Raw genomic sequence first — 23,726 nt, 5'->3', positions numbered from 1 at the left:
GATAAATAGATAGATTATGAAAAGAGTACTTATGATGAAGTCAATCGTATTATTTGCACTGACAATTGGCATTGCCCAGTTTTCCATCGCGCAGCGAAAAGACGGGGCCACGCGGCCGAATTTTATACTAATTTTTACAGATGATCAAGGATACGGGGATCTTGGAACCTACGGTAATCCCACAATCAAAACACCAAATATCGACCGCCTAGCGTTGGAAGGACAAAAATGGACAAATTTTTATGTGGCGGCAAATGTATGTACACCCTCTAGAGCAGGTCTATTAACGGGGCGTTTGCCGATTAGAAGCGGTATGCAAGGCGAGAAAAAAAGGGTTTTATTTCCGGACTCTAAAGGAGGTCTTCCCTTGTCGGAGATTACAATTGCTAAATTGCTAAAACAGAACGGATACCATACAGGTATCGTAGGGAAATGGCATCTTGGAAGTCGGCCTGAATTTCTGCCTACAAAACATGGTTTTGACTACTATTACGGTATTCCATATAGCAACGATATGGATCGCGTAGATTCTATCCCTTATGTAGAAGCAATCACCCAGCCGAAAAATGAATATTTCCAGGTTCCTTTACTCCGAAATGAGGTGGTCATTGAAAAACCGGCGATCCAGAACACACTTACGGAGCGGTATACGAAGGAGGCTGTTGAATTTATCACTAAAAACAAGGAGCACCCATTCTTTCTCTATTTGGCGCATTCTATGCCTCATGTTCCCCTTTTTGCGAACGATAAGTTTAAAGGAAAAAGTGCGCGGGGCATTTATGGTGATGTCATAGAGGAAATCGATTGGAGCGTTGGGGAGATCGTTGCGGCACTTAAAAAGCAGGGTTTGGATAAAAACACTTATGTAGTTTTTGTATCAGACAACGGTCCCTGGAAGATATTTAAAGAACTTGGAGGCTCATCGGGTCCGCTGTATGGTGCGAAGGGGAATAGCTATGAAGGTGGTGTGCGCGTGCCCGCTGTCTTTTGGGGTCCTGAGCGTGTCAAACCAGGTCAGGTAACCGAGATAGGGAGTACCTTGGATGTATTGACAACCTTCGCAAGTTTGGCCCACACAAAATTGCCAAAGGACAGAGTATATGACGGATATGATCTTACAGGGGTACTTACTGGTAGGCAACAAAAAAGCCCTCGTGATGAGATGTTCTACTATCATGCCTCGCAACTGGTAGCTGTACGTAAAGGTCCCTATAAGCTATCATTCTATAGCAATAGCGAATTTGCTTACCCAGACCAGCTTAGCAGGCTAGAGAGACCCAAGCTGTACAACCTTAATGAAGATATTGGAGAAGCTAATGATATCGCCGAAAAACATCCTGAGCTGGTAAAAGAGTTATCCAGATTGATCGAAGAACATCACAAAGGTGTGGTGCCTGTCGTTAGTCAATTGGATATCCCTTAATGTCGTTGGAGTGCTGGCCAAGCGATGTGGCTGGGTTCTTTTCAACCTCAAGACCTATGCCACCGCTGGAACCGATATTGAATGCAGCTGCAATAAATTTGCAGCTGCATTCAATAAAAACAAAATGAATGTATACAATGTTTTATTCTTCTGCAATGGGGCTGTATCAAAACATTTTTATTGTTTTGCTGTAACGGTTTACTGCTGCGTTTCCCATTTTTGCAAAATATCATTTGCCTCATAGAGGGCGATTACTTTCTTTTGAGTGGCAATAACAGCATTGAGGTGGGCAATAGTCTCATTTTTCTGTATGATCTCCGCCGCTGGTGCCGCCGGGGTCTGTCTGGGATCGTCTGGATTTAAAAGATTGTCAATGAGGGACTGCTTTATTCCGGCAATGCTTTCGGCGCCTTTGCCAAGCCGGGATAAAATAGGCAGCATCGCCAGGATATTTAATAGTTCGATTGCTTTATTTACTGGAGGCTGTGCGCATACAAAGTGCTTTTTATGGATTCCATCTGCTAATAAGGAAGTGAGCCAATCGGCTAGAAAATCGTAAAATTTACTGACTTCACCTTTGATATTGGGATCTATGTCTTTCATGTCGGATGAAATCGAGACAATAGGGCACATCTTTCCTTTAAGGGCTAAGTCCACGTAAAAATCTATCAGCACAGCTAGTTTTTCAGGGGGCGTCTTGTCTGCAATGGACGCAAATAATGCAGTCTGTATGTGCTGAGAATAATGTATGACTGCAATAATAAGATCGCTTTTGGTCGGAAAGTAATAATGTATGGAAGAGGTTTTGATGCCGATCTCCCTTGAAATGTCATGAAAGCTAAAGGCATTAAATCCATTGTCAGACAACATCTCGGCGGCAGTATTGATTATTTTCTCCTTGGTATTCATAAATCTATCTACTACTAGGTAGATAAATATAACTGTTTTTTCTGATTATAATTTGAGAATTTTCAAATTCGCCTGTATTCGGCCTTTAGATACCTAAGGCTTAGCAGTGCTATTCGTCATTGGACTGAAACAAAAAAATCAAACCAGCTCCACCAACCATTAGGCTGAGATGCAATGCAGAGCTGCACCAATGCTGGTGAGCTGGGGCCTGCGAAGGCGAATGATAACCGTTTTAGCGGTGATCCTGAAACGTAAATCCAACCCGAAGAGCTTTAAGGCCGATTAGCCCCTGCAGATCTTCTACCTCAAACTTTTCAATTTCATCATTTAATAAGCCTTTATGTTGCAGCAACTTGATATACCCCAGATATTCTGTTTCTTCATGGGCATGTGAATAGACAATGGCTAATTTACCTTTTTGGGTAATACGTTCGGCCGATCCTTTGATCTTAGCTTTGTCGATGCGCTTTTTCACAATTTCATAACGTACATTGTAGGAGCCGTCGATATCAAACTGCTTTTCATCCATTTTAAAACGGATGGAAATCGGATTTCCAAAAACGAGGATCAGCGATGTGACATCCAGTTGGTGTGGTAATTTGGGCTGGATCTTTTTAAACTTATTCTCCATTTCACACATGATCTGCATTTGCCATAACCGGAGATTTTTGAGATAGTATAGATCAAAATTCTTGCCCGGTGCGATGGAAGCTCCGATATACATATTGTGCTCAATGCCATCTGTTTTATAACGCTCGTAATAATGCGGGAAGTATTCTTGCGCTTCTACCTGTTTTCCGTCAAGAATAGTCACTAATTTCTTATTGATCAGATCGATCGAGTTGTCGTAATCTTGCCTAGCTTCGTAAAAACCACCTATGGCAGGATTTATCCGATCGAAGTAGGCGTCAATAGTCTTGGCGATGGGACTATTTGTATTGTTTTTCCGAAAGTTGTCCAAGATTGGGTGCACATCCAGATTGAAATGGTCCAGCACCACCTGTTCTGTATCGGTGGACAGGGAATGGTCAAGTGTCTCCAGGTTGCGCTCCAGATCAAAGACTTTCTGCTCAAATAAGGGCAATCGATGTTTTTGGTTTATCGCTGTGAAAAGCGCGATCAGATCGGTGGTCTGGTTGACCAAATCTTGTTTAATGGCCTGATTTCTGGATTCTGAAGACCCCTGGACATCAATCTGCCCATAGAGCGGGTAAACGTTTTCAAAAACGATTTCCTGAAGGGTGTAGTCTTTTCCAAAAGCCTTATCGTTGAGGTAATGGATGGCTTCTTCCTGAAACCGCCATTTGACACTTGGATGAATGGATGTGTATTCTTTCTGGATGATGGCTTCAATCTGGTTTTCTGTTTCAAAAAATGCCTTGGATACTTTGTCTCTGATAAACGGCAAGATAAAGTTGAGTTTATTGGCATTGACAGAATTCAGTTCACGTACCCGGGACGAGGACATTTCCAATATCCCCAACACTTTGTCATCCTGTATCAAGGGGGCAAAGATAAAGCTCTTCACATTTTGCTGTTTCAGTTTGTTTACAAAACACGCTTGCTTTGGATCTGAAACCGGCATTTTGTCGATGTCGGGAACGACGAGCAGTTCTTCTTGGGTGAGCAGGCTCTCCAAGGTATCATTGCATAGCATTTCTTCACACTCTGCAATCGTAGAGTCGTACAGCAGATGGCTATAGAGCTGTTTTTCGACAATTCTGAGGTTATACTCTTCCCTGACTTTTTCAAAGGAGGTAAGTCCTATCCGCAAATCGTCTATTTTATAGATTGACCTGAAAATGGTTTCAATTTCTGCTAATTGTATGGTGCTATCTTCCCGGAGTAAGTTGCTCTTGAAGCTGGACACCGCATTTTCAATGGTCGCATCAAAAAGGGTCATAATGGAAAAACCTTTCAAAATCCAGCTTTGCTCTGGAAATTTGGACTTCCACAACGCGATATCTGAAAAATGATCAACTAGCTCAGTAATGTCCTCAGCCGAAAGAGCAATGGCACGATCGGTAGGAATGACATCCATAAAATCGGCGTTGAACAGTACCCGGTAGTGATGCATGATGTTATGCTTATCGGGTATATCCAAAAACAGGGGGGCATCCATGGCATCCACCTTGAATCCATAGTATTGGCTCAGGATCACACAGCAATTCAGAATATAATAATAATCGGCAGTGATATCCCGCAAATTAAACTGATAATGATCTCCGGCATCGCTTAAAATACGATCTAACCGTGCTGTATGATTAAATGTATAGGAATGGAAAGGGATTGTAATGGCTTTTATCTCATTTTGCGTCAGCGAACTTGGGAACAAATCTGCTAAAAGGACTTTGATGATAGGCTCATACTGTTTCAGCTCTTCGGTTTTTTCGATCCCTTCGATAAGCGCTGGATATTTTTTGAATTCTTCCAGCAAGGATTTCGCATAGCTAGCCTGAAAACCAACTTCGGATAAAGCCGTTTCCTCAAACGGTTTTATAATCTTATGAAAAGCGATAAGCGTCTTAAAAGGACTGGATTCGAATGAGAAGTTAAATTGCATAGCAGTTGTTCCCGACTAAATTAGATTGTTATTGGAAGTCATACAAAAATAGGAAATAATCAGCGATTGAGCAGCAAAATCTTAAGTAAACATTTCGTTTAAAAATAAGATAATTTATTTATTGCACTTCGCTATTAAAAAAGGTAAATTGGACCTATTTATTATACATTCTCAAAAGGTAGTTCAATAGACAGTAAGTGAAAACAGCATTATGTTTAGGCATAGAAATAAGGGACGGAATTACATCCATAATGTGCAATTAGCTGCATTATTGTCCATAGTAGCCGGAGTAGTGAATATAGTTGGGGTACTTTCCTTTAAAACATTGACAACAAATGTAACTGGCCACTTTGCCTTTTTTTCCGAGGAACTTTATCGAAATAATTACTTGTTTGCCTTGCTAAGTATATTATATGTTATTTCCTTTTTGCTGGGAGCATTTATCGCCAACTCAACAATGGAACTTACATCCAGGAGAAGGGCGCATTTTTCCTATAGTGCACCTATCAGCATTGAAATTATTCTACTTACATTTGTATCTCTTTTTAATATTCCCATCTTCAACAGTTCTGTTTGGCTACCGTGTGTTCTTTTGCTCGCTATGGGATTGCAAAACGCGCTGGTAACTAAAATATCGGGGTCGGTAGTTCGCACCACGCATTTAACAGGATTGTTTACAGACCTAGGGATTGAGCTATCTCAAACTATTTTCTATAAGAAAATAAATGAACGTAAGCGTTTGAGACGAGGTATCCTACTCAAATTAATCATCATTGGAGGGTTTTTCTTAGGTGGTATTATAGGGGCTTTTATATATAGCTTGTTTGACAGAAAGACACTATTATTGCCTGTAATCATATTGTTGTTTGCGCTTTGTTATGACCGCTTACTGCTCGGATTCTATAGACTCAGAAGGCGGTGGCAAGATCACTCACATAAATCAACCGCAGGCCATTGGCGTAGCAAATAGCACAACAATCCGAACCATTTCGTGCCGCTGGATGTTCTCAAAGTAGCCTGTTGCAAACTTTACAGGAACGATTGAAAACTTAACACTTGAAGTAATGAATGTATTTAAAATATGTTGGGCGGACTGATCGGTGCCGTTGTGCTCAACGTGATCCAAAGTGCTGCAAAAAGATTTGATCCAAAAGCTCCAGAAATTGACCAGGTAGGTGAGGAGGCGATGCAGAAGTCGGTACGTGCGGCCGGATTTGAACCGCCAAAAGGAAATGCACTCGTTGCAGCTACATTTGGGGCTGATGTGGCTTCAAATGCAATGTTATATACCATGATCGGCTATGGTGGTGATAAAAATATCCTCCTCAGAGGAGCACTACTCGGAACAGTCGTAGGCCTGGCAACATTGACAATACCTGAACAGGCCGGGCTCAATGCCAAACCGATAAAAAAGACAGCTCGGACAAAAATAATGACGGTAGCTTGGTATGTCATCGGCGGAATGGCAGCCGGGCTGGCCATAAAAGCCATGCGAAAGAAAATTTAAATAGACTAGACCCGTTTAGGTAGTTATTTTGGTAAAGCTGGATAGACAATCCTATTACCTTTAAGGATTGGACCGGAATAGAAGGGGGCCAAATAAAAAAAGTGTAACAGATCTCTGTTACACTTTCTTAGAAAATGCGCCATGCAAATTCCAGATTGACTATTCTACTTAATTAAGCGATACGTACGTTCGTGGCATTAATGCCTTTCTTACCGTTCTCTAAATCAAATGTTACGCTATCGTTTTCGCGTACTTCATTGATTAGACCAGTAACGTGTACGAAAATGTCTTCACCACCATCAGCTGGTGTAATAAAACCGAAACCTTTTGTCTGGTTAAAGAATTTTACTGTTCCTTCTTGCATTGTATTATATATTAGTATTAAATTATTCATTTTTTAACCCCATTGCAATGATACTATTATCCTTACTCTGGTCAATCGTTTTGTTCGCAAGAAATGATGTTTGGTATTTAATGGGCTTGGGTTTATGCAAGTTCAAAAAGGTACTTCACCTATTATTTTGACAACAAAATTAGCTACTGAAAATGCGAAAACTGAGTGGAAAAGTAATACTTGACGATTTCAGAGAAGCAAAGGCGAAGCCTGATTATATTACAAGTATAGGTATAATATATTGACATTTAGCATAATTTGTGTTTTATTTTTCACATAAGTTTATAAACAACCCCTATATCGCATTAAAGCTCCTTTTTCTGCGCAGATTAATTGCAGCAGAAAAAGGAGCTTTATATTCCTTAGGCTGACTATGTACAATCAGCCGCTAAATTCATTTACTTGGACATCGAATGAATGACGCCAATATGGGACCTGAAAGCAGCCCAGAATGTTCTAAATTCGTTATACTGCAATTTATATTCCTCACATGTCTGTTTCACAATGCGGTTAAGTGCCGGGTAATGGACATGGCTGATCTTAGGAAACAGGTGATGCTCGACCTGAAAGTTAAGCCCGCCAAGCAACCAGGTCAATACCTTACTCTTGGTGGCGAAGTTGGCCGTCGACTGAATCTGATGGATCATCCATTCTTCTTCCACCCGTGAGGCTTCGATGGTCTTGAACTCTGTTCCCGAAACCACATGCGCCAGCTGGAATACCGTGGCCAGGCTCAGTCCACAGACGACCCCAGCAATTAATAAACCAAGCAACGTAGGCAACCAACCCACAAATATAATCGGAACAACCACAAATAATGTAAAATGCAGCAGCTTGCTCACCCAAAATATAACGCGCTCCTTGAGCGGAAAATGAAAACGATCGGTATCATTGCCCATACGGCCGCGGAAGTATTTCTCGTAATCCTGATAAAAAATCCAGGCCAGATAGGAGATACCATACAACAAGGGGAAGTAAAAGCGTTGATAACGGTGGTGTTTCTTTAATTTTTGATCATGGTGTATCCGCATAAATTTGACCTCGATATCGTGGTCCTCGCCATCAATATTGGTGTAGGTATGATGGGCAATATTATGTTTGAGTTTCCAAAAATAGATATTACCTCCTAATAGATTGAGCGAATAGGACAAAATGGTATTCAGCCGTTTATTGCCCGAAAATGAATTGTGCCCGGCATCGTGCATGATATTGAAGCCGATAGCGGCTAGGTTGGCCCCGAAAATAAGGCACAATACAATGGCGATACTCCAATGGATGGGGACAAATACCAATAGAACGTATAGAATGATAAAAGTGGTCAATAGAATGGAAGCCTTCAAAAAAATTCGTCGATTGCCGGTTTTCTGCTTTGATGAATTATTGAAATAATGATTGATTTTTTGCTTCAATGTTTTGGAGAACAATGTATTTACATTGTCGAATTTAATAGACTGGGACATGTGAATTTTTGCGGAAGAGATATTTCTTGTATTTATTTTCCAACCTCTAGTGATTGGTTGATGTGAATTTACAAAATATAATTGATTATCTATACTTAATAATGTTAAATGATTGTTAAAGGTATGATTTACCATCTTTCCAAATGTTATGACAATCGCCATATGTCCCGAACATCGCCCCGGTACGGGCTCCGCTTCAACAATGGAAAACTGCACCAACACTGGATTCAGCGAAGATACAGACATAGCTTTACAAAATAGGCTAACATAATCCTTGATACCGTTAAGGGAAATATTCTGTAACCTATATTAATTTTTTTTTGTACAGATAAAACATTTCAGTACGCTATTTGTTATTTATGTTGAATTGCGATTTAGCTAACTATCGTTTGGGTGGTCTCGAAAAAACACAATTCCCAGTCGTCATTTTATTTTTTGTAGATATTTTATTCGGTGTTAGGTAGCTATCTAACGTCAATATAGGGCTTATGTAATGCTCAGAAATACGCATGTGCTACGATGTTATCACTGGTTATTTATCAATACTTGTTTGATAAAACAAGCGGTAGGAGCATGTATAAAATTGTACAACATAGAATATTTGAATATGAAAAAGGAAAAAAATGTAAAAACGATCGAAATTGATCAGCGATCAGTTGACAATCACCAAAAAGTGATGACGACCAATGATGGTGTGCCCGTGTATGATAATAACAATACCCTGAAAGCGGGAGAGCGAGGACCATCATTACAGCAAGATCATATTTATTTTGACAAGCTGATGCATTTTGACCGTGAGCGTATTCCTGAGCGGGTGGTGCATGCCCGGGGCTCTGGTGCGCATGGGATTTTTGAAGCTACGGCAGACCTCTCCCAATATACGACTGCTGCATTCTTAAAGAAAGGCACAGTGACACCGTTGTTTACACGGTTTTCGACGGTAGCAGGATTTAAGGGATCTACCGATCTGGCAAGGGATGTAAGAGGTTTCTCGGTAAAATTCTACACCGAAGAGGGAAATTATGATCTTGTCGGAAATAATATTCCTGTTTTTTTTTATTCAGGATGCAATGAATTTTCCCGATCTGGTGCATGCCGTCAAACCGGAGCCTAACAATGAAATGCCACAGGCGGCATCTGCACACGATACTTTTTGGGATTTTATTTCGCTGATGCCCGAATCGGCTCATATGATCATGTGGACGATGTCTGACCGGGCAATACCCAGAAGTTTGCGGATGATGGAAGGCTTTGGTGTGCATACCTTTAAATTTGTCAATGCGCAGGGAAAGGGGACATTCGTTAAATTTCACTGGAAACCACGATTGGGTGTTCATTCGGTCGCCTGGAATGAAGCGCAGAAAATCTCTGGATTTGATGCCGATTTTCATAGACGTGACCTGTGGGAGGCCATTGAAAAAGGTGATTTCCCACAATGGGATTTGGGTGTACAACTTATTCCGGAGGAAGACGAACTGAAATATTCCTTCGATATCCTTGATGCTACCAAAATTATTCCGGAGGAATTGATCCCGGTACAGATTGTCGGAACAATGACGCTAAACCGTAATCCGGAGAATTTCTTTGCCGAAACCGAACAGATTGCCTTCGATCCGGGCAGACTGGTACCGGGCATCGATGTTACGGATGACCCGCTACTGCAGGGGAGAATCTTCTCCTATATGGATACGCAAAATTACCGTCTTGGGGGCCCTAATTTTCATGAACTGCCCATCAATCGCCCGGTAAACGGAAAACATAACAATCAAAAGGACGGTTTTGCGCGAATGGATATACCCACTGGTGCGGTCAGTTATTTTCCCAATAGCAAAGCTGAAGGCTGCCCGTATCACGCTATGCTCAACGGGGAGGTTGGATTTGAATCGCACAAACAACCGCTCAACGGCACTAAAGTAAGGGCCCGATCGGAGTCCTTTGCCGATCACTTTAGTCAGGCAAGGTTATTTTTCACCTCACAGAGTCCTGAGGAACAGGATCATATTGTCAATGCACTGAGTTTTGAGCTTTCTAAAGTAAATGATGTCAACATACGTAAAAGACAACTTGCAATTTTAAATCAGATCGATAAAGATCTTGCGAAGAAAGTGGGCGCAAATCTGGGTCTGGAGCCCGCAAATGAGCTCGATCCTTTAACGCTTAAATTTGCCCGTCAAAACCACCCTAACTATCCGATCAAACCCAAAAAACCGGAAGTTGACCAGTCGCCAGCACTGAGTATGAAGGTGAAAGCCGGTGAGGGTACCATCAAAACCCGCAAAGTTGCCTTTTTGATCGATAATGGGGCAAGTAAAGCCTCAATAGATAAAATGAAGGCTGCACTTGAATCTGAAGGATCTCAGGCGGTATTGATCGCAGCTCATGTGGGCAAGATCCGCTTTAAAGAGGGGTCGGAGCAAGAAATCCAGCATTCGTACCTCACAGAAGCTTCTGTCTGCTATGATGCTTTTTATACCCCAGGCGGTGATTCGGTAATGACGCTCGCCACTAATCCGGACTACCTGCAATTTATCAATGAGGGCTACCGTCACTGTAAAGCCTTGGCTTTTGCTAACGACGCAGAGCAATTGGCAGCAAGGTCGTTTATTGAAAAGGATAAGGGGGTGATCTTCGAAAGCAAAGATAATCTGACTCAGGATTTTATCAATGTAATGAAAGGGCACCGCGTCTGGGAGAGAGAAAAATCTAGAAAAGTGCCTTCATAGTCTAAAAACATTTTAGGTTTATCATACCAGCCTTATCTAAGTGATCTTAAGGCAGGTATGGTTAACATTAATTAGGCTAACTACATCATCTAATAACTTTTATGAAATATCAAAAACTAAGATCGATTGCGCTAATCGGAGGGGGACCTGCTGCATTATTTATGTTAAAGCAGATTGTCAACCAGCATCTATCTGTTGAAAATATATACATCTTTGAAAAAAATGAACGGCTGGGAGTCGGAATGCCCTACGGTAAATATGGGGCGTGCCCTGAACATCTCGCCAACGTCTCGGCCAATGAAATTCCGGCATTAGCTAATGATATATCTTCGTATCTGTCAAAATATCCTACCAATGATTATCCGGACTACTATGCGAATGGCAAACTCAATCCATACCAGGTAGTACCGCGCCTACTTTTGGGGGATTATCTCGAAAACCAATTTCACCAATATATCAAACTTGCGATAAAGAGCAAGATAAAGGTGCAGGTCAACACCGAGACCTCGGTAAGCGACATTGTTCGCGATGATAAAAATGAAAATTACCGGATAGTTATCACCGAGGATGAAGAATATGAAGCCCAAATCGTGGTATTATGCACCGGACATCATTGGGGTATAACTTTTGAGGGAGAGACCGATGGATGGTATGACTCGCCCTATCCGCCTGCTAAATTTGACCACGCCACAGATTACCCCATCGCGATCAAAGGAGCGTCGCTGACTGCTGTAGATGCCATCAAAACCCTTTCCCGTCGAAATGGTCAGTATACTTACGTGGGGGACAAAGTCAGCTATGTGCTGAATGAAACTTCCAGCAACTTTACCATTCATTTATTTTCAACAAGTGGCTTTCTGCCTGCATTGAGATTTCATTCTGAACAAGAACCCTATTCGTTGACCTGGTCGATGACATTGCAGGAAATTTATGATTATAAAACTAAAAATAATGGTTTTGTGGACCTGGATTATGTTTTCGAACGAAATTTTAAAAATCCGCTTATGCAAAGGGATCCTGCTTTTTATGAGAAGGTCAAAGACCTCAGTATCGAGCAGTTTGTGGATGAAATGCTGGCGCTACGTAAAGAACTGGACAGTTTCACTCTTTTTAAGGCTGAATATCAGGAAGCTGAAAAATCCATTAACAGACGACAGTCTATCTCATGGAAGGAATTATTGGCCGCTTTTAGCTACGCCATAAATTATCCGGCCAAACATTTTTCTGCCGAAGACATGCTGAGATTGCGCAAAGTCTTAATGCCGCTCATCAGCGTGATCATTGCATCCCTGCCGCAGGAATCTTATAGCGAGATTATTGCTTTATATGAAGCGGGTGTCATAGATCATATTCAAGTTGATAAGGAGAGCCAGGTCGTTCCTCATGCTGACGGCGGCGCAATTTACAACTATAAAGATACAGAAGGAAATGAGCAAAGCGTCCATTATCAACTCTATGTAGATGGCACCGGACAAAAGGCTCTCGAATTTAATGACTTACCCTTTGAGGGCCTAAAGCATAATGGGCTGATCAGTACGGCTTACTTAAATTTCAAAAATAAAGCGGAGGGACTCAGCTATTTGGATGAAAATGATCTAAATGTAAGGGCCGACAGTAATGGCGGCTATTATATGCAGGTGAAAGGACTAAGTATCAACGATTATTTTCAGGCGCTCGATTCCTTTGGAAACACAACAGAAAATCTATTTATCATGGCCGTACCTTTTATCGGTGGGTTGAATCCGGATTATTCGGGTCTTGATTTCTGCGACACAGCGAGCGAACGGATAGTAAAGTTTATAAAAAATAATCATGTTTAAGGTCGCTGCCTTCGGTACTTGTCCGCGGTGCCTGAGATGGGACTTATAGCTTTGCCTCTTATTGTATTTTTCAACGATCAAAATAACCCTTAATATAGATTAGGGGTTATTTTTTTGTACAATCAAGTTGAATTCACTGGTGATCAGGTCCGGACAAAAATCTTATGATCCGTATGTTTCGTGGGGTAAAATCAGATTATTATCAGATTTTATTTAGAATTAATCAAAATAATATATCTTTGTCCCCGTTATTATTATTTTAAATTTTAAACAGGCATTAAAAATCGTCTACCAGTCCATTACAAGCAATGAAAGTCAATCCATACAGCATGGCTAAAATCACAGCCGCTTTACTATATTGTTCTTGTTCGTTATCCTCCACAGTTTCGGCGGAGGTGGCCTTTATCCGTGAAAATCCTTGGTCTACATCTTCATTCCCCATGCAACAGAAGGGTGCTATCAGCGGCCGTGTTGTCAATGCACAGGGTATGCCTTTAGCAAATGTGCATGTTCAGCTCAATGGGCTGAAGGGTGCGAAATCTGACCGCGAGGGCTATTTCAAACTGGAGGGGATCCCTTATGGAACGTACAGTTTGACGCTGAGCTCAGTGGGATTTGAAGGTATCGTCCACGCGATTGAGCTGCGTGAAGAAAGCCATCAAATTGATGCGCCGCTGGTGATGCAGGTGGCTCAGCACAATTTGGATGAAGTGGTGGTAACAGCGAGTAGACTGGCCGAACATATCGATGAGGTGCCCTCTTCAGTAACCTATATCGGTGGCAAGGCGCTGGATCAGCAACGCCAGATCAACGACAACCTGCCGTCTATCCTGATGCAAAAGGTACCCAGTATCTCACCTAGCGAAGAAAGTCAAAATAACTTTATCGCCAAGATCCGTGGCCGTAATTTTCTGGTACTCATCGATGGTATCCCACAGTCTACGCCATTACGTAATGGCGGACGTGACCTAAGGACGATAGACGCCAGTGCAATAGATCATATCGAAGTGATCAATGGCGCGACGGCAATGTATGGTAATGGTGCCGCAGGCGGTGTGATCAACTATATTACCAAAAAGCCTCAAATAGGCAAGAAACTGAGTTCATCCACTTATCTCAATAATTCGCTGAGTTTGGTAAAACCTAGCGAAACCTATGGCTACAATATTGCACAGGTATTTTCGGGACAGATAGCCAAATGGGACTATGTCGTACAGGGCAAGATGGGCCGTACGGGCGTGGTAAGAAGTGCTGATGCAGCAGTGGCAAGTCCTTTCTATGGACTGGGCGAGACAAAATCGTATAATGCACTGGCCAAAATCGGCTACCAGATTGCTCCGGATCATCGCATCGAATTTATGGGCAACTATTATCGTAGTCTCCAGGATAGCAAGTATGTGGGTACAACGGGCAAATTTGGCGAATCGCCGGCAATTGGTATTCCATCCGATACGGTCATCAATGGTGGTACACCCTACAATAAAGCCTTGCATTTGAAGTATGACGGCCAATATGGAAAGACAGCAGCAAATTTGAGCCTCTACTATGAAGATATGAATACGGTCTTTGAGACCTACAATCAAAATTACTCGGATCACAAAGGAGCAAGGCTAAACTTCAATACGCCTTTTCAATTGGGCGCATCTACAAAGATGGCGCTCATCTATGGTGTGGATTTACTAAAGGACCACACGGTTCAGAAGACAATGAAAGATGACCTGGTGACACCAGATATGAATATGAACAATCTGGCTCTTTACCTGCAGAGTAAATTAAACCTTGGTACCGACTGGATCCTAAAAGGAGGGCTACGCTATGAAAATATCCGGTTTAAGGTCGGTGACCTGACCAAAAATGGTAAACTGACTCCGGGTGAAAACAATAATTCGGATGCCTTGGTATTTAATATCGCCACGCGTTTTAATAAATACCGCTATGCGCAGCCTTTTGCTTCTTTTTCGCAGGGCTATTCCATTGGTGATGTCGGCCTCATTCTGCGCAACGGTGTACCATTGAGCCAGATTGATCCCAAACCCGTGGTGGTCAATAATGTTGAATTGGGCGTAAATGGTCAGATGGATATATGGGACTATCAGCTGACAGGCTATTATAGCACCTCTAAAAAAGGAACGACCTTTGCCGAAACTTCTACGCCTGGTAATTACGAACTGAGCCAGGTACCACAGCGTATTTATGGACTTGAGTTTGTCGGAAATGTCAAGCCGCTTCGATGGTTGTCCCTGGGTACAGTGCTTGGCTATATGGATGGACGCCAGGATCTGAAAAATGAAGGGACTTACAAGGATAAATTGGACAACTCCATTATTTCACCCTTCAAAATTAATTTGAACGCTGATTTTAAATTAACGGAGCAATGGAATGTGTATGTGCAGTACCTCCATTTGGGCGGAAGGGATGTTTTTCCTGCAGAAGCGTATAATTATGGTAAATATCCGATTTCGGGTTATAATCTGGTGGATTTACAAACACGTTATAAATACCAGAAATTCACCTTTTTATTCTCCATCAACAATTTATTCAATGCTGATTATTACCCCGTTCATGCGGAAGTACGTGGTGCCACCAATGAGGGCCGCTACTACATCAAGGGAACAGGCACAATGGCAAATCTCGGAATACAGTTTGATCTGTAAGTCTTAAATCATCTACTTAACCAAATGACCATGTCTCAGAAACGGCTTTACTCGGCCTTGTTTATCCTATTATCGTCTACTGCGCTAACGCATGCTCAGGAAGGTCACCTATCGGGTGCGGTGCACACAGAAAATGGGGATGCACTGGCCCATGTTACTGTCCGCATAGATGGACAGCGTAAACTCCAAACAAACTTGTCTGGCAAGTTTTATGCTGAATTGCCTGCTGGACAACGCCGTCTTCAATTGAGTTCGATAGGCTACCAGACGCTAGACACCGTTATTACTGTACCGCCTCAGGATAGTGTCAACGTACTGCTGACATTGCAATCCAATAATAGGATCAATGAGGTCGTGGTGTCGGCATCTCGTCGCGTGGAGTCCTTGGACGAGGTGCCTTCATCCGTGACGATTCTCTCACAAAAGCAGTTGGATGCACAACGTAGCATCAGCAGCAACCTCAGTGACATCTTGGCGTCCACCGTGCCTGGACTTGGCTTTTCGACCAATCGTACTCAAAATCTGGGGCAAACATTGCGCGGAAGGCGTGTATTGGTTATGATAGATGGTATCCCGCAATCAACACCGCTGCGTGATGGCGCCCGCGATATCCGTGCCTTGGATCCAAGTGTGATCGAACGTGTGGAGGTCATAAAAGGGGCTACGGCGATCTATGGCAATGGAGCGGACGGAGGCTTGATCAATTACATCACAAAAAAAGCCACACCGGACAAAGCTTTGCGTGGAAGCACAGAAATAGGAAGTAACTTTTCACTTGTCAAACCCGGACAAACGGGCGGCTATTATCTGGGACAACTTTTTAGTGGACATCAGGGACGTTGGGATTATGTCGTCAGTGGACGCTATGAACAAACAGGCCTGTACAAAGATGCGGATGGCAGGGTGTTATCGCCCGAATATGGTATGAACGATCTGAAGAATTGGAATGCATTTGCCAAGATCGGTTATACCATCAATGCCAATAGCCACTTGGAGATGATGTACAATTACTACAAGAGCACACAGTATACCGATTATATCGCGAAGGCTGGTAAATATGGCGATACCAATACGCCAACGACTGGGGTACTGGGAAAGAGGCCGGGGGATCATGAAGGGACGCCTTATAATCATAACGCGAGTTTAAAATATAGCGCACAGGAATTGATCGGAAAAACGGATCTGGAGGCGAATCTCTATTTTCAAGATTATAACACCTTGATCAATTACAGCAACTTTTTCGAAAATAATGGCCAGCCAAGTACCCGTAGCAAGAAATTGGGCTTGCGCCTGAATTTTAATACGCCTTATCAATGGTCAGATCGGGTAGAGAGCCAGCTTACGTATGGAGCGGATCTGCTCTCGGATAAAACAAATACCATGCTTACGGATGGGCGCACCGTAATCCCTGATATGCGCATGCGTAATTTGGCACCTTATTTTCAGGTCAAAACTTCATTTGGTCAATACCTTATTTTCAAAGCGGGCAGCCGCCTGGAAAATGTGCATATCGACGTGCCTGACTATACCACCATCGGGATCTTAAACTCGGTCAGTGGAAGTTATGTGGGCGGCGGGACCAACGTTAATGGCGGTCAATTGAATTTTACAGCCTTGATGTTCAATGCCGGATTGCGTTACACTAAAATACAGGCTTTCAAACCGTTTGTCAGCTTCTCACAAAGCTTTAGTGTAGCTGATTTAGGGTTGGTCTTACGCGCAGCTAAAGAAAATACCGTAAGTAATACCGCTATCAAAGCCGTAAAAGCGAATAATTACGAAATGGGATTTTCGGGGGATGTTGGTCGCTTGTCGTATGAGGCTGCAGCCTATTATAGTACTTCGACATTGGGGGCATCGTATGTATTTGTGGATGGCAACCCGCAGATCGCTCGGTCGCCAGAGAAAATTTATGGATTTGAACTGTCGGCCAATTATCGCATACACCCGATTATGGAGTTGGGAGCTAGCTATTCTTATACCGAAGGTAAGCGGGAGCTAGCAGATGCCTCAAAGATATATCTTGGTGGGGATCGTATCAACCCTCCAAAGATTACAGCCTATGCAACAATTCATCCCACGGCTAAATGTACTTTGACGACGCAGCTGGTCAATACCACGGGGCGTGATCGTTTTGACCCGGTCAATGGACTGTACAGTTATGGTACCGGTCCGGTAAAATCTTTTACGATTTTTAATTTATCATCCAGCTATGAAATACGTCGCAGCACCGTGCTTAGACTGGGCGTGGAGAACCTGTTCAATAAAGACTACTTTACCGTAATCTCGCAATGGCAATCCAATAACATGAATTATGTAAAAGGGAATGGTGCCCGCATGAACATCAGCTTGGCACATGCGTTTTAACAAGAATGATCGTCTAAAAATATAGCGGGGTAGGTGTCCGATTAAGCTTCGTCCTTGGTATTTCTCACCAAACCGATTCCCGAAGAAAAGAAAAGCAAACCGAGCACGCCGATCACTATTAACGTCGTGTAATCTGAACTTTTATTTATTATCTCATAGGCAACATAGCCAAGACCGGTGATACCCAAAATGGTTAGGATCGTTCCGAAAATACGTTTTACATTCATCAGGTTTTTTATTTATCAATTATACAGTTACGAAAGATCTGCTTGAATAGGAGTGGATCTGCTTGAATAAGGTGTGCATTTTTACAAATATCTGTGTTCTGCTTTGCAATAGGACAATACAGCAAGCACAATAGTTTTCGATTTCTTTTTACTGCCTGTGTTGGGCAGTCCATTTGGAGAGAAAATGGCCGTTGAAATAAAAAAGCGATTTCTGAATTTAGCTTATAGCTCCTGAGGTAACCAAGGCTGAGTATCTGTTGATTTTATTTGAATTTTTCCCTGAACTCGACAGGCGTCGTTTGTGTTTTCTTTTTAAAGAGTGTACTGAATGACTGCGGGTGCTCAAAACCGAGCTCATAGGCAATTTGGCTTACAGATAGCTGTGTCGTCGAAAGCTTTTCCTTTGCTTTTGCGATCAATTTTTCATGGATATGCTGTTGGGTATTCTGTCCGGTTAAAAAGCGCAACATATCGCTTAGGTAATGCGGAGAAAGATTCATAAGGTTGGCTACGGACTGCACAGTAAGCAGACCGTCTTGCGCATATTTATTGTTTTCGAAGTAATCATTTAAAACTTCTTCAAATTTTGCCAACAACTGATGGTTGCTATTCTTGCGCGTGATAAATTGTCTTTCATAAAATCGTTTTGAATAGTTGAGCAGCAGCTCTATTTGTGCCAATACAATCTCCTGCGTATGTCTATCAATATGCGCACACTCCCGGTCGATCTTAAGGAGGATATCAATCAGATCGTCCTCCTCATGCTCAGAGAGATGAAGGGCCTCATTGACGGCGTACGAAAAAAATCCAAACTCTCCGATACGGGTTGCCAGTGGATGATTGAGCAAAAAATCTTCATGAAAGATCAGTAAATAGCCTGCCCCACAATGGACATTCTGGAGATCCAGGTACTGCACCTGATTTGGTGCAGTAAAGCTGAGAACCCCTTTATCGTAATCATAATATTGCTGTCCGTACCTGATTTTCCCTGTAGCATCTCGCTTTAGGGCGATGCAGTAAAATTTATTCACAAAGCCTTTCCATATCTCATCTTCTAAAAAGATACTCTCTGATAGATTGATTACACTAACCATCGGATGCTTTGGCTGAGGCAGTGACAATAAACGGTGAAAATCGGAAACGGAAGCAATGCTGTTCATAACGCTAAATTTAAGTATTAATAATCCAAAAGTCCCATACTGAATTCATCATAAGGGGCACCGGTATCGGTTCCCAGCGGAATAATGACCTCCAGCTTATCCATATCGGCTTGATCCAGCTTGATCTTAGTTGCTTCGATATTCTGTTCGACATATTTTCTACGCTTTGTACCTGGAATCGGTACAATTCCCTTTTGCATGATCCAAGCGAGGGCAAGTTGTGCGCTGCTTACATTTTTGATTGCAGCCATGCTTTCTATAGCCTCAACCAGTTCGATATTTTTATGAAAATACTGCTGCTGAAAACGCGGGATCGCCCTCCTGAAATCATTTTCTGGCAAATCATCAATCGAACGGATCTGGCCGGATAGAAATCCCCGTCCAAGTGGGGAATAAGCGACAAACCCGATACCCAGATTGTCGAGGGTCTGCAAGACACCCTTTTCTTCCACCGTTCTTTCAAACAATGAGTATTCACTCTGAACCGCAGTAATGGGATGCACAGCATATGCCCTGCGTATCGTTTCTGATGATACTTCTGACAAACCGATATATTTTACTTTCCCTTCCTGCACAAGATCTGCCATCGCTTGAACGGTTTCTTCGATCGGCGTATTCTTGTCCAGACGATGCATGTAATAAAGGTCAATATAATCTGTGTTCAGATTTTTCAAAGAGCGTTCGACTGCCTTTTTTACATATTCCTTTTTCCCGTTGATAGCCCAAGTCACTTTGTTACTATCATCGATCTCCCAGCCAAATTTTGTCGCAATGATATAATGTGCCCGATTGTTTTCAACAGCCTTTGCAATAAGTCTTTCATTTTCAAATGGGCCATATAGGTCTGCCGTATCTAGAAAATTTCCGCCCAGTTCAAAGGATCGATGGATGGTCGCGATAGCCTCTTTTAGGTCTACTTTTCCATACATGTCGGCATCTTCAAATCCAGTCATACCCATACATCCCAGACCTATTTTAGGGATTTCCAGTCCTTGACTTCCTAATTGAATGTGTTCTATGCTCATATTTTTCGTTTTTTGATACTACAAATTTCACTAGAAATCAGTGTTGCAACGTATGCAAAATACCGAAAGTTGTATGCGAAATACGGTAGCAGCGCTTAGATAACAACCTTTTAGCGCCCGTGGGATCTTTTGCTGTAAAACCTGTCGTCACACAGAGCGAAGAAGTTGGTAAAATTGGCACATTCAGGTTGAAATTATGAACCGACGATCAATTTAAAACCCTTGCCGCGGATATTGATAATTTTGACTGCTGGATCACCTTCCAAAAATTTGCGCAGCTTGCTGATAAAAACATCCATGCTCCGGCTATTGAAATAACTATCGTCGCCCCACACGTAATCCAGGGCGACTTTACGATCGAGTACAGCATCCCGATGGTCAACCAATAGTTTCAATAGTTGCGCCTCCTTATAAGAAAGCAGCTGTTGCTTCGTACCGATGCAAAGATGCAGGTTACGAAAGCTAAAACGGTATTTTCCAATGACATATTCTTCATCTAGGCTAGCGGATTGCTTCAGTGGCGAACGCCTCTTGAGGAGGGCATGCATCCGAATAATCAATTCTTCCATGCTGAATGGCTTTTTGATATAATCGTTGGCTCCGACCTCAAAGCCCGTAGCGAGATCTTGAATTGTTGACTTTGCCGTAAGAAATATTATTGGCAACTCGCTGGCCAATCCGCGAACTTCTTGCGCCAGCGTAAATCCATCCTTGTAGGGCATCATGACGTCAAATATACAGATGTCGGGCCGCGCTACACAGAAAGATGAAAAGGCTTTGAGCCCATCCATAGCCCAGATCACTTCAAAGTCCCGGAGTTCTAATGCTTCCTTGATAAGCTTGCCCATCATGGGTTCATCTTCGGCCAATAATACTTTTATTTTATTCATGCGGATGATATGAAACGAATTATGATTTAATAGGAATATGCAGGACAAATGTTGTCCCCTTGTCAACGTGGCTCGTCACACGGATAGCCCCTCCATGAAGCTCAACAATTTTTTTAACATAGGATAGGCCTAAGCCAAAGCCTTTCGTCGCATGGACGTTGCCCATAGGCACCCGAAAGAACTGATCGAATACTCGGTCGAGGTATTCCCTGGGAATACCCATTCCATTGTCGGCAAAGGACAAAAGAAAGTGATCTTTCTGCTGGCTGACATCGATTTGAATGTTGGGCGATAGGCTACTGTATTTGAGACTGTTATCGAGAAGATTGTACAGTATATTTTCTAAATGAGTCTTATCGACTTCGACCGGTGGAAAATTATCTGCTATCGTTATGGTCAATGTTCCTTGCGCTTCATCCATTTTGGATGCCGTCTGGCTTCGGAAATCATAAAGGATCTGTTGGAGATCTGTAAACTCTTTCTCGAGGAAATAGGGGTTATCTTGTGCCAGTCGCAGTACCGTTTCAATCATCGTCGATACACGCTTTAGCTGAGCGCCACAGATATCAAGATATTCATCCAGTTTTTGGGGATTATTCTTTATTCCAAATTTGCTCATTAACTCCACCGCCAGACTTGCAGTAGCGATTGGTGTTTTGAATTCGTGCGTCATGTTGGAAATAAAGTCATTCTTGATCTCGGTCATCTGCTTCTCGCGGTTGAAGGAGCTAATGAGGGCAAGAGCCGTATAAAAAAGCATCCCCAAGATAAGTAGGGAAACAAATAATAGCCATTTCATTCCCTCCAGGCTTGTCAATACATCTGGCTGTACGCTAATCTCAGCACTGTAGCTAGGACTGACAGCGCTTCTTATCATCAGGTAATGACCTACTGAATCACTTTGTTGTTTTGTGTGAGCTGCAATGGAAGCAAAGGAAACTTTAAATTGATTCTTCAATTGTAACGCAGTAAAATTTGCGTTGATCAGCGAGTCCAGCAATCTTCCAATAGCGAGCGTATCCATCGGTTTTTGTATGGATTTTGCATCATTTGCATAAATCTTAACAGCAGAGCCACGAGATGAATTCTCGGTAGTGGTGACATTAACTTTCGTCGGACGCCTGCCGCCATACTTTGTACCTAGAATTGAATCCGCTAGCTTTTTTTCGAGACCTTTGGCATCTTCGGCGATATTCATCCTAAATTCATGGGTGGTCTTTTTTGGCCTCGTTACGCAGGTATCACAATTTGTTGTTGCCCCGGAATCTTCTGTAATCTGCCGGTGAATCTGCAGCCCCTTCAGCTCCTTATTGGACACTTGGTCAAGTATTCCGCCCATGGCACGGAGGATGGATAACTGTTCTTTGGAAAGGGAACTATCGATACCGAAATATGTCTTGAGGCGAATGACATCTATCGCATCTTTGACCGCTCCCTGAATGATAATCTTTTCTTTTTGCTGGTTGATACGAAATGCATTGGACAGCCAAAATACCTGCATGACAATGACAGCTATTGTACTGGCAATGAGCAGGGCAATGATAATGCGTGTTTTCTTGTGTGTCGTCATAATAAAATACCGCCTACAATGCTAGTTAAAATCCGTCAAAAACAAGGATTTGCTAACAGTTCATAACATTACTTAACAGTAGTTAACAATTCAATTGCCGGTTAACAGTATTTAACAAAATGATTACAGAGGGGGCTGTCCCTCCACACTACTTTTGGTGCATTGACAGTATAAAAGTAATAAAAATGAACAGAACAAAGTCTTTGCTGACCGTTATGACCGGTCTTATTTTCTTCGCACAGCGGCTCGTTGCCCAAGAACATCAAGTGAATATGTTTATCAAATATGATTTTGAGCATATTGCTGACAGCACCAAAAAGGAGCAGCCTATTTCACGTGCCATGTACCTCTATATTGGTGATGAGCGCTCTTTCTATGCAATGACGCCCATGGAAAAAGATCAGGAGCAGCGCTTGTTTCACATCAGTATGGATGCAGATGAGCAGTCTGATGCATTGGTCAACCTCTATACACCTTTCGGAACAGGTGAGGCCCCCAGTGTAGTGACCATGCTCGGCAAATTGTATCGGGTATATCCCAATAAGAAATACAAAATAGATTGGCAGATCACCGAAGACAAACGGGATATTGGTGGTTACATGTGCTCCAAGGCGATAGGCCAATTTGGTGGACGTAGCTATGCAGCTTGGTTTACCGAAGAAATTCCATTTCCGGTCGGTCCCTGGAAGCTCAACGGCCTGCCTGGTGCCATTCTTGAAGCCAAAGATTCGACCAATGAAGTACACTTCCGCTACGCTGGACTGGATAAGGTGACCGACAAAATCTCGCTTATGGACATCGACAAATTGCCTGAACTCCCGTATGAAAAATACCGTAAGGCTCTCGAAAACAGCAAGGCCAACAAGCTAGGTGCGATGATGGCGCAATTGCCAGCGGGTGCTATCGTAAAATTCAAGACGCAGGATGGAAGGGAGATCTCTCCAGAACAGGCGGAGGCCTTGATGAAAGAAGAGGGAAAAAATAAGCAAAAATTTCGGTTGAACAATCCGGTCGAACGTACCATCAACTAATAA

The 23,726-nt window shown here is 42.5% G+C and carries 18 protein-coding genes; 9 read left to right on the top strand and 9 right to left on the bottom strand.

What is annotated here, in order from left to right; translation table 11 throughout:
* The first annotated feature begins 16 nt into the window (after positions 1–16).
* Positions 17–1,423 carry a sulfatase family protein gene (locus B4A24_RS06725; protein WP_293943776.1) on the top strand — a complete coding sequence of 469 codons (1,407 nt, stop codon included), beginning with the start codon at positions 17–19 and terminating at the stop codon, positions 1,421–1,423.
* A gap of 198 nt (positions 1,424–1,621) precedes the next feature.
* Here the strand turns inward: B4A24_RS06725 and B4A24_RS06720 are convergent, their stop codons facing one another.
* The gene (locus B4A24_RS06720) at positions 1,622–2,332 is read right to left on the bottom strand and encodes a TetR/AcrR family transcriptional regulator (protein ID WP_293943774.1); all 711 of its coding nucleotides are present in this window, start codon (positions 2,330–2,332) and stop codon (positions 1,622–1,624) included.
* Between the two features lie 232 nt (positions 2,333–2,564).
* Positions 2,565–4,895: a GAF domain-containing protein gene (locus B4A24_RS06715; RefSeq protein WP_293943772.1), complete on the bottom strand. Its 2,331-nt coding sequence runs from the start codon at positions 4,893–4,895 to the stop codon at positions 2,565–2,567.
* Positions 4,896–5,106: 211 nt separating this feature from the next.
* Here B4A24_RS06715 and B4A24_RS06710 point away from each other — a divergent pair, with 211 nt between their 5' ends.
* Positions 5,107–5,865 (top strand): YoaK family protein, encoded by a 759-nt coding sequence (locus B4A24_RS06710; RefSeq protein ID WP_293943770.1) that lies wholly within the window; start codon positions 5,107–5,109, stop codon positions 5,863–5,865.
* A gap of 111 nt (positions 5,866–5,976) precedes the next feature.
* Positions 5,977–6,402 carry a hypothetical protein gene (locus B4A24_RS06705; RefSeq protein WP_293943768.1) on the top strand — a complete coding sequence of 142 codons (426 nt, stop codon included), beginning with the start codon at positions 5,977–5,979 and terminating at the stop codon, positions 6,400–6,402.
* 172 nt (positions 6,403–6,574) lie between these two features.
* On the opposite strand, the gene B4A24_RS06700 is transcribed toward B4A24_RS06705, so the two are convergent.
* On the bottom strand, positions 6,575–6,766 hold the full coding sequence (locus tag B4A24_RS06700) for a cold-shock protein (protein WP_104381945.1): 192 nt from the start codon (positions 6,764–6,766) through the stop codon (positions 6,575–6,577).
* A gap of 428 nt (positions 6,767–7,194) precedes the next feature.
* Positions 7,195–8,502, bottom strand: coding sequence for a fatty acid desaturase family protein (locus tag B4A24_RS06695; protein WP_293943763.1), 1,308 nt, complete (start codon positions 8,500–8,502; stop codon positions 7,195–7,197).
* Between the two features lie 361 nt (positions 8,503–8,863).
* Between B4A24_RS06695 and B4A24_RS06690 the strand changes: the two genes are divergently transcribed.
* The 5 genes from B4A24_RS06690 to B4A24_RS06670 all read left to right on the top strand — a co-directional run bounded on the left by B4A24_RS06690 (position 8,864) and on the right by B4A24_RS06670 (position 17,820).
* Positions 8,864–9,370: a catalase gene (locus tag B4A24_RS06690; RefSeq protein ID WP_293943761.1), complete on the top strand. Its 507-nt coding sequence runs from the start codon at positions 8,864–8,866 to the stop codon at positions 9,368–9,370.
* Complete coding sequence (locus tag B4A24_RS06685) at positions 9,327–10,979, top strand: catalase (protein ID WP_293943759.1); 1,653 nt, start codon at positions 9,327–9,329, stop codon at positions 10,977–10,979. The genes B4A24_RS06690 and B4A24_RS06685 overlap by 44 nt, the downstream gene beginning before the upstream one ends.
* 101 nt (positions 10,980–11,080) lie before the next feature.
* Complete coding sequence (locus B4A24_RS06680; RefSeq protein WP_293943757.1) at positions 11,081–12,799, top strand: FAD/NAD(P)-binding protein; 1,719 nt, start codon at positions 11,081–11,083, stop codon at positions 12,797–12,799.
* A gap of 329 nt (positions 12,800–13,128) precedes the next feature.
* Positions 13,129–15,453 (top strand): TonB-dependent receptor, encoded by a 2,325-nt coding sequence (locus B4A24_RS06675; protein WP_293943755.1) that lies wholly within the window; start codon positions 13,129–13,131, stop codon positions 15,451–15,453.
* A gap of 30 nt (positions 15,454–15,483) precedes the next feature.
* On the top strand, positions 15,484–17,820 hold the full coding sequence (locus B4A24_RS06670; RefSeq protein ID WP_293943753.1) for a TonB-dependent receptor: 2,337 nt from the start codon (positions 15,484–15,486) through the stop codon (positions 17,818–17,820).
* A 41-nt stretch (positions 17,821–17,861) separates the two neighbouring features.
* Here B4A24_RS06670 and B4A24_RS06665 read toward each other — a convergent pair whose 3' ends face one another.
* The 5 genes from B4A24_RS06665 to B4A24_RS06645 form a co-directional block, all read right to left on the bottom strand.
* Positions 17,862–18,047: a hypothetical protein gene (locus B4A24_RS06665; protein WP_293943751.1), complete on the bottom strand. Its 186-nt coding sequence runs from the start codon at positions 18,045–18,047 to the stop codon at positions 17,862–17,864.
* A 263-nt stretch (positions 18,048–18,310) separates the two neighbouring features.
* Positions 18,311–19,207, bottom strand: coding sequence for a helix-turn-helix domain-containing protein (locus tag B4A24_RS06660; protein ID WP_172393973.1), 897 nt, complete (start codon positions 19,205–19,207; stop codon positions 18,311–18,313).
* 17 nt (positions 19,208–19,224) lie between these two features.
* Complete coding sequence (locus B4A24_RS06655) at positions 19,225–20,232, bottom strand: aldo/keto reductase (RefSeq protein ID WP_293943747.1); 1,008 nt, start codon at positions 20,230–20,232, stop codon at positions 19,225–19,227.
* Positions 20,233–20,426: 194 nt separating this feature from the next.
* The gene (locus B4A24_RS06650) at positions 20,427–21,122 is read right to left on the bottom strand and encodes a response regulator transcription factor (RefSeq protein WP_293943745.1); all 696 of its coding nucleotides are present in this window, start codon (positions 21,120–21,122) and stop codon (positions 20,427–20,429) included.
* 19 nt (positions 21,123–21,141) lie between these two features.
* Positions 21,142–22,692: a sensor histidine kinase gene (locus tag B4A24_RS06645; protein WP_293943744.1), complete on the bottom strand. Its 1,551-nt coding sequence runs from the start codon at positions 22,690–22,692 to the stop codon at positions 21,142–21,144.
* A 185-nt stretch (positions 22,693–22,877) separates the two neighbouring features.
* Here B4A24_RS06645 and B4A24_RS06640 point away from each other — a divergent pair, with 185 nt between their 5' ends.
* The gene (locus B4A24_RS06640; protein WP_293943742.1) at positions 22,878–23,723 is read left to right on the top strand and encodes a GLPGLI family protein; all 846 of its coding nucleotides are present in this window, start codon (positions 22,878–22,880) and stop codon (positions 23,721–23,723) included.
* Positions 23,724–23,726: the final 3 nt, after the last annotated feature.

Origin of the sequence: Sphingobacterium sp. UBA7249 (assembly GCF_002472835.1) — a bacterium.
GTDB lineage: Bacteria > Bacteroidota > Bacteroidia > Sphingobacteriales > Sphingobacteriaceae > Sphingobacterium > Sphingobacterium prati.
The sequence above is the reverse complement of the archived record's forward strand: the minus strand, read 5'-3'. Positions and strand labels throughout refer to the sequence as shown.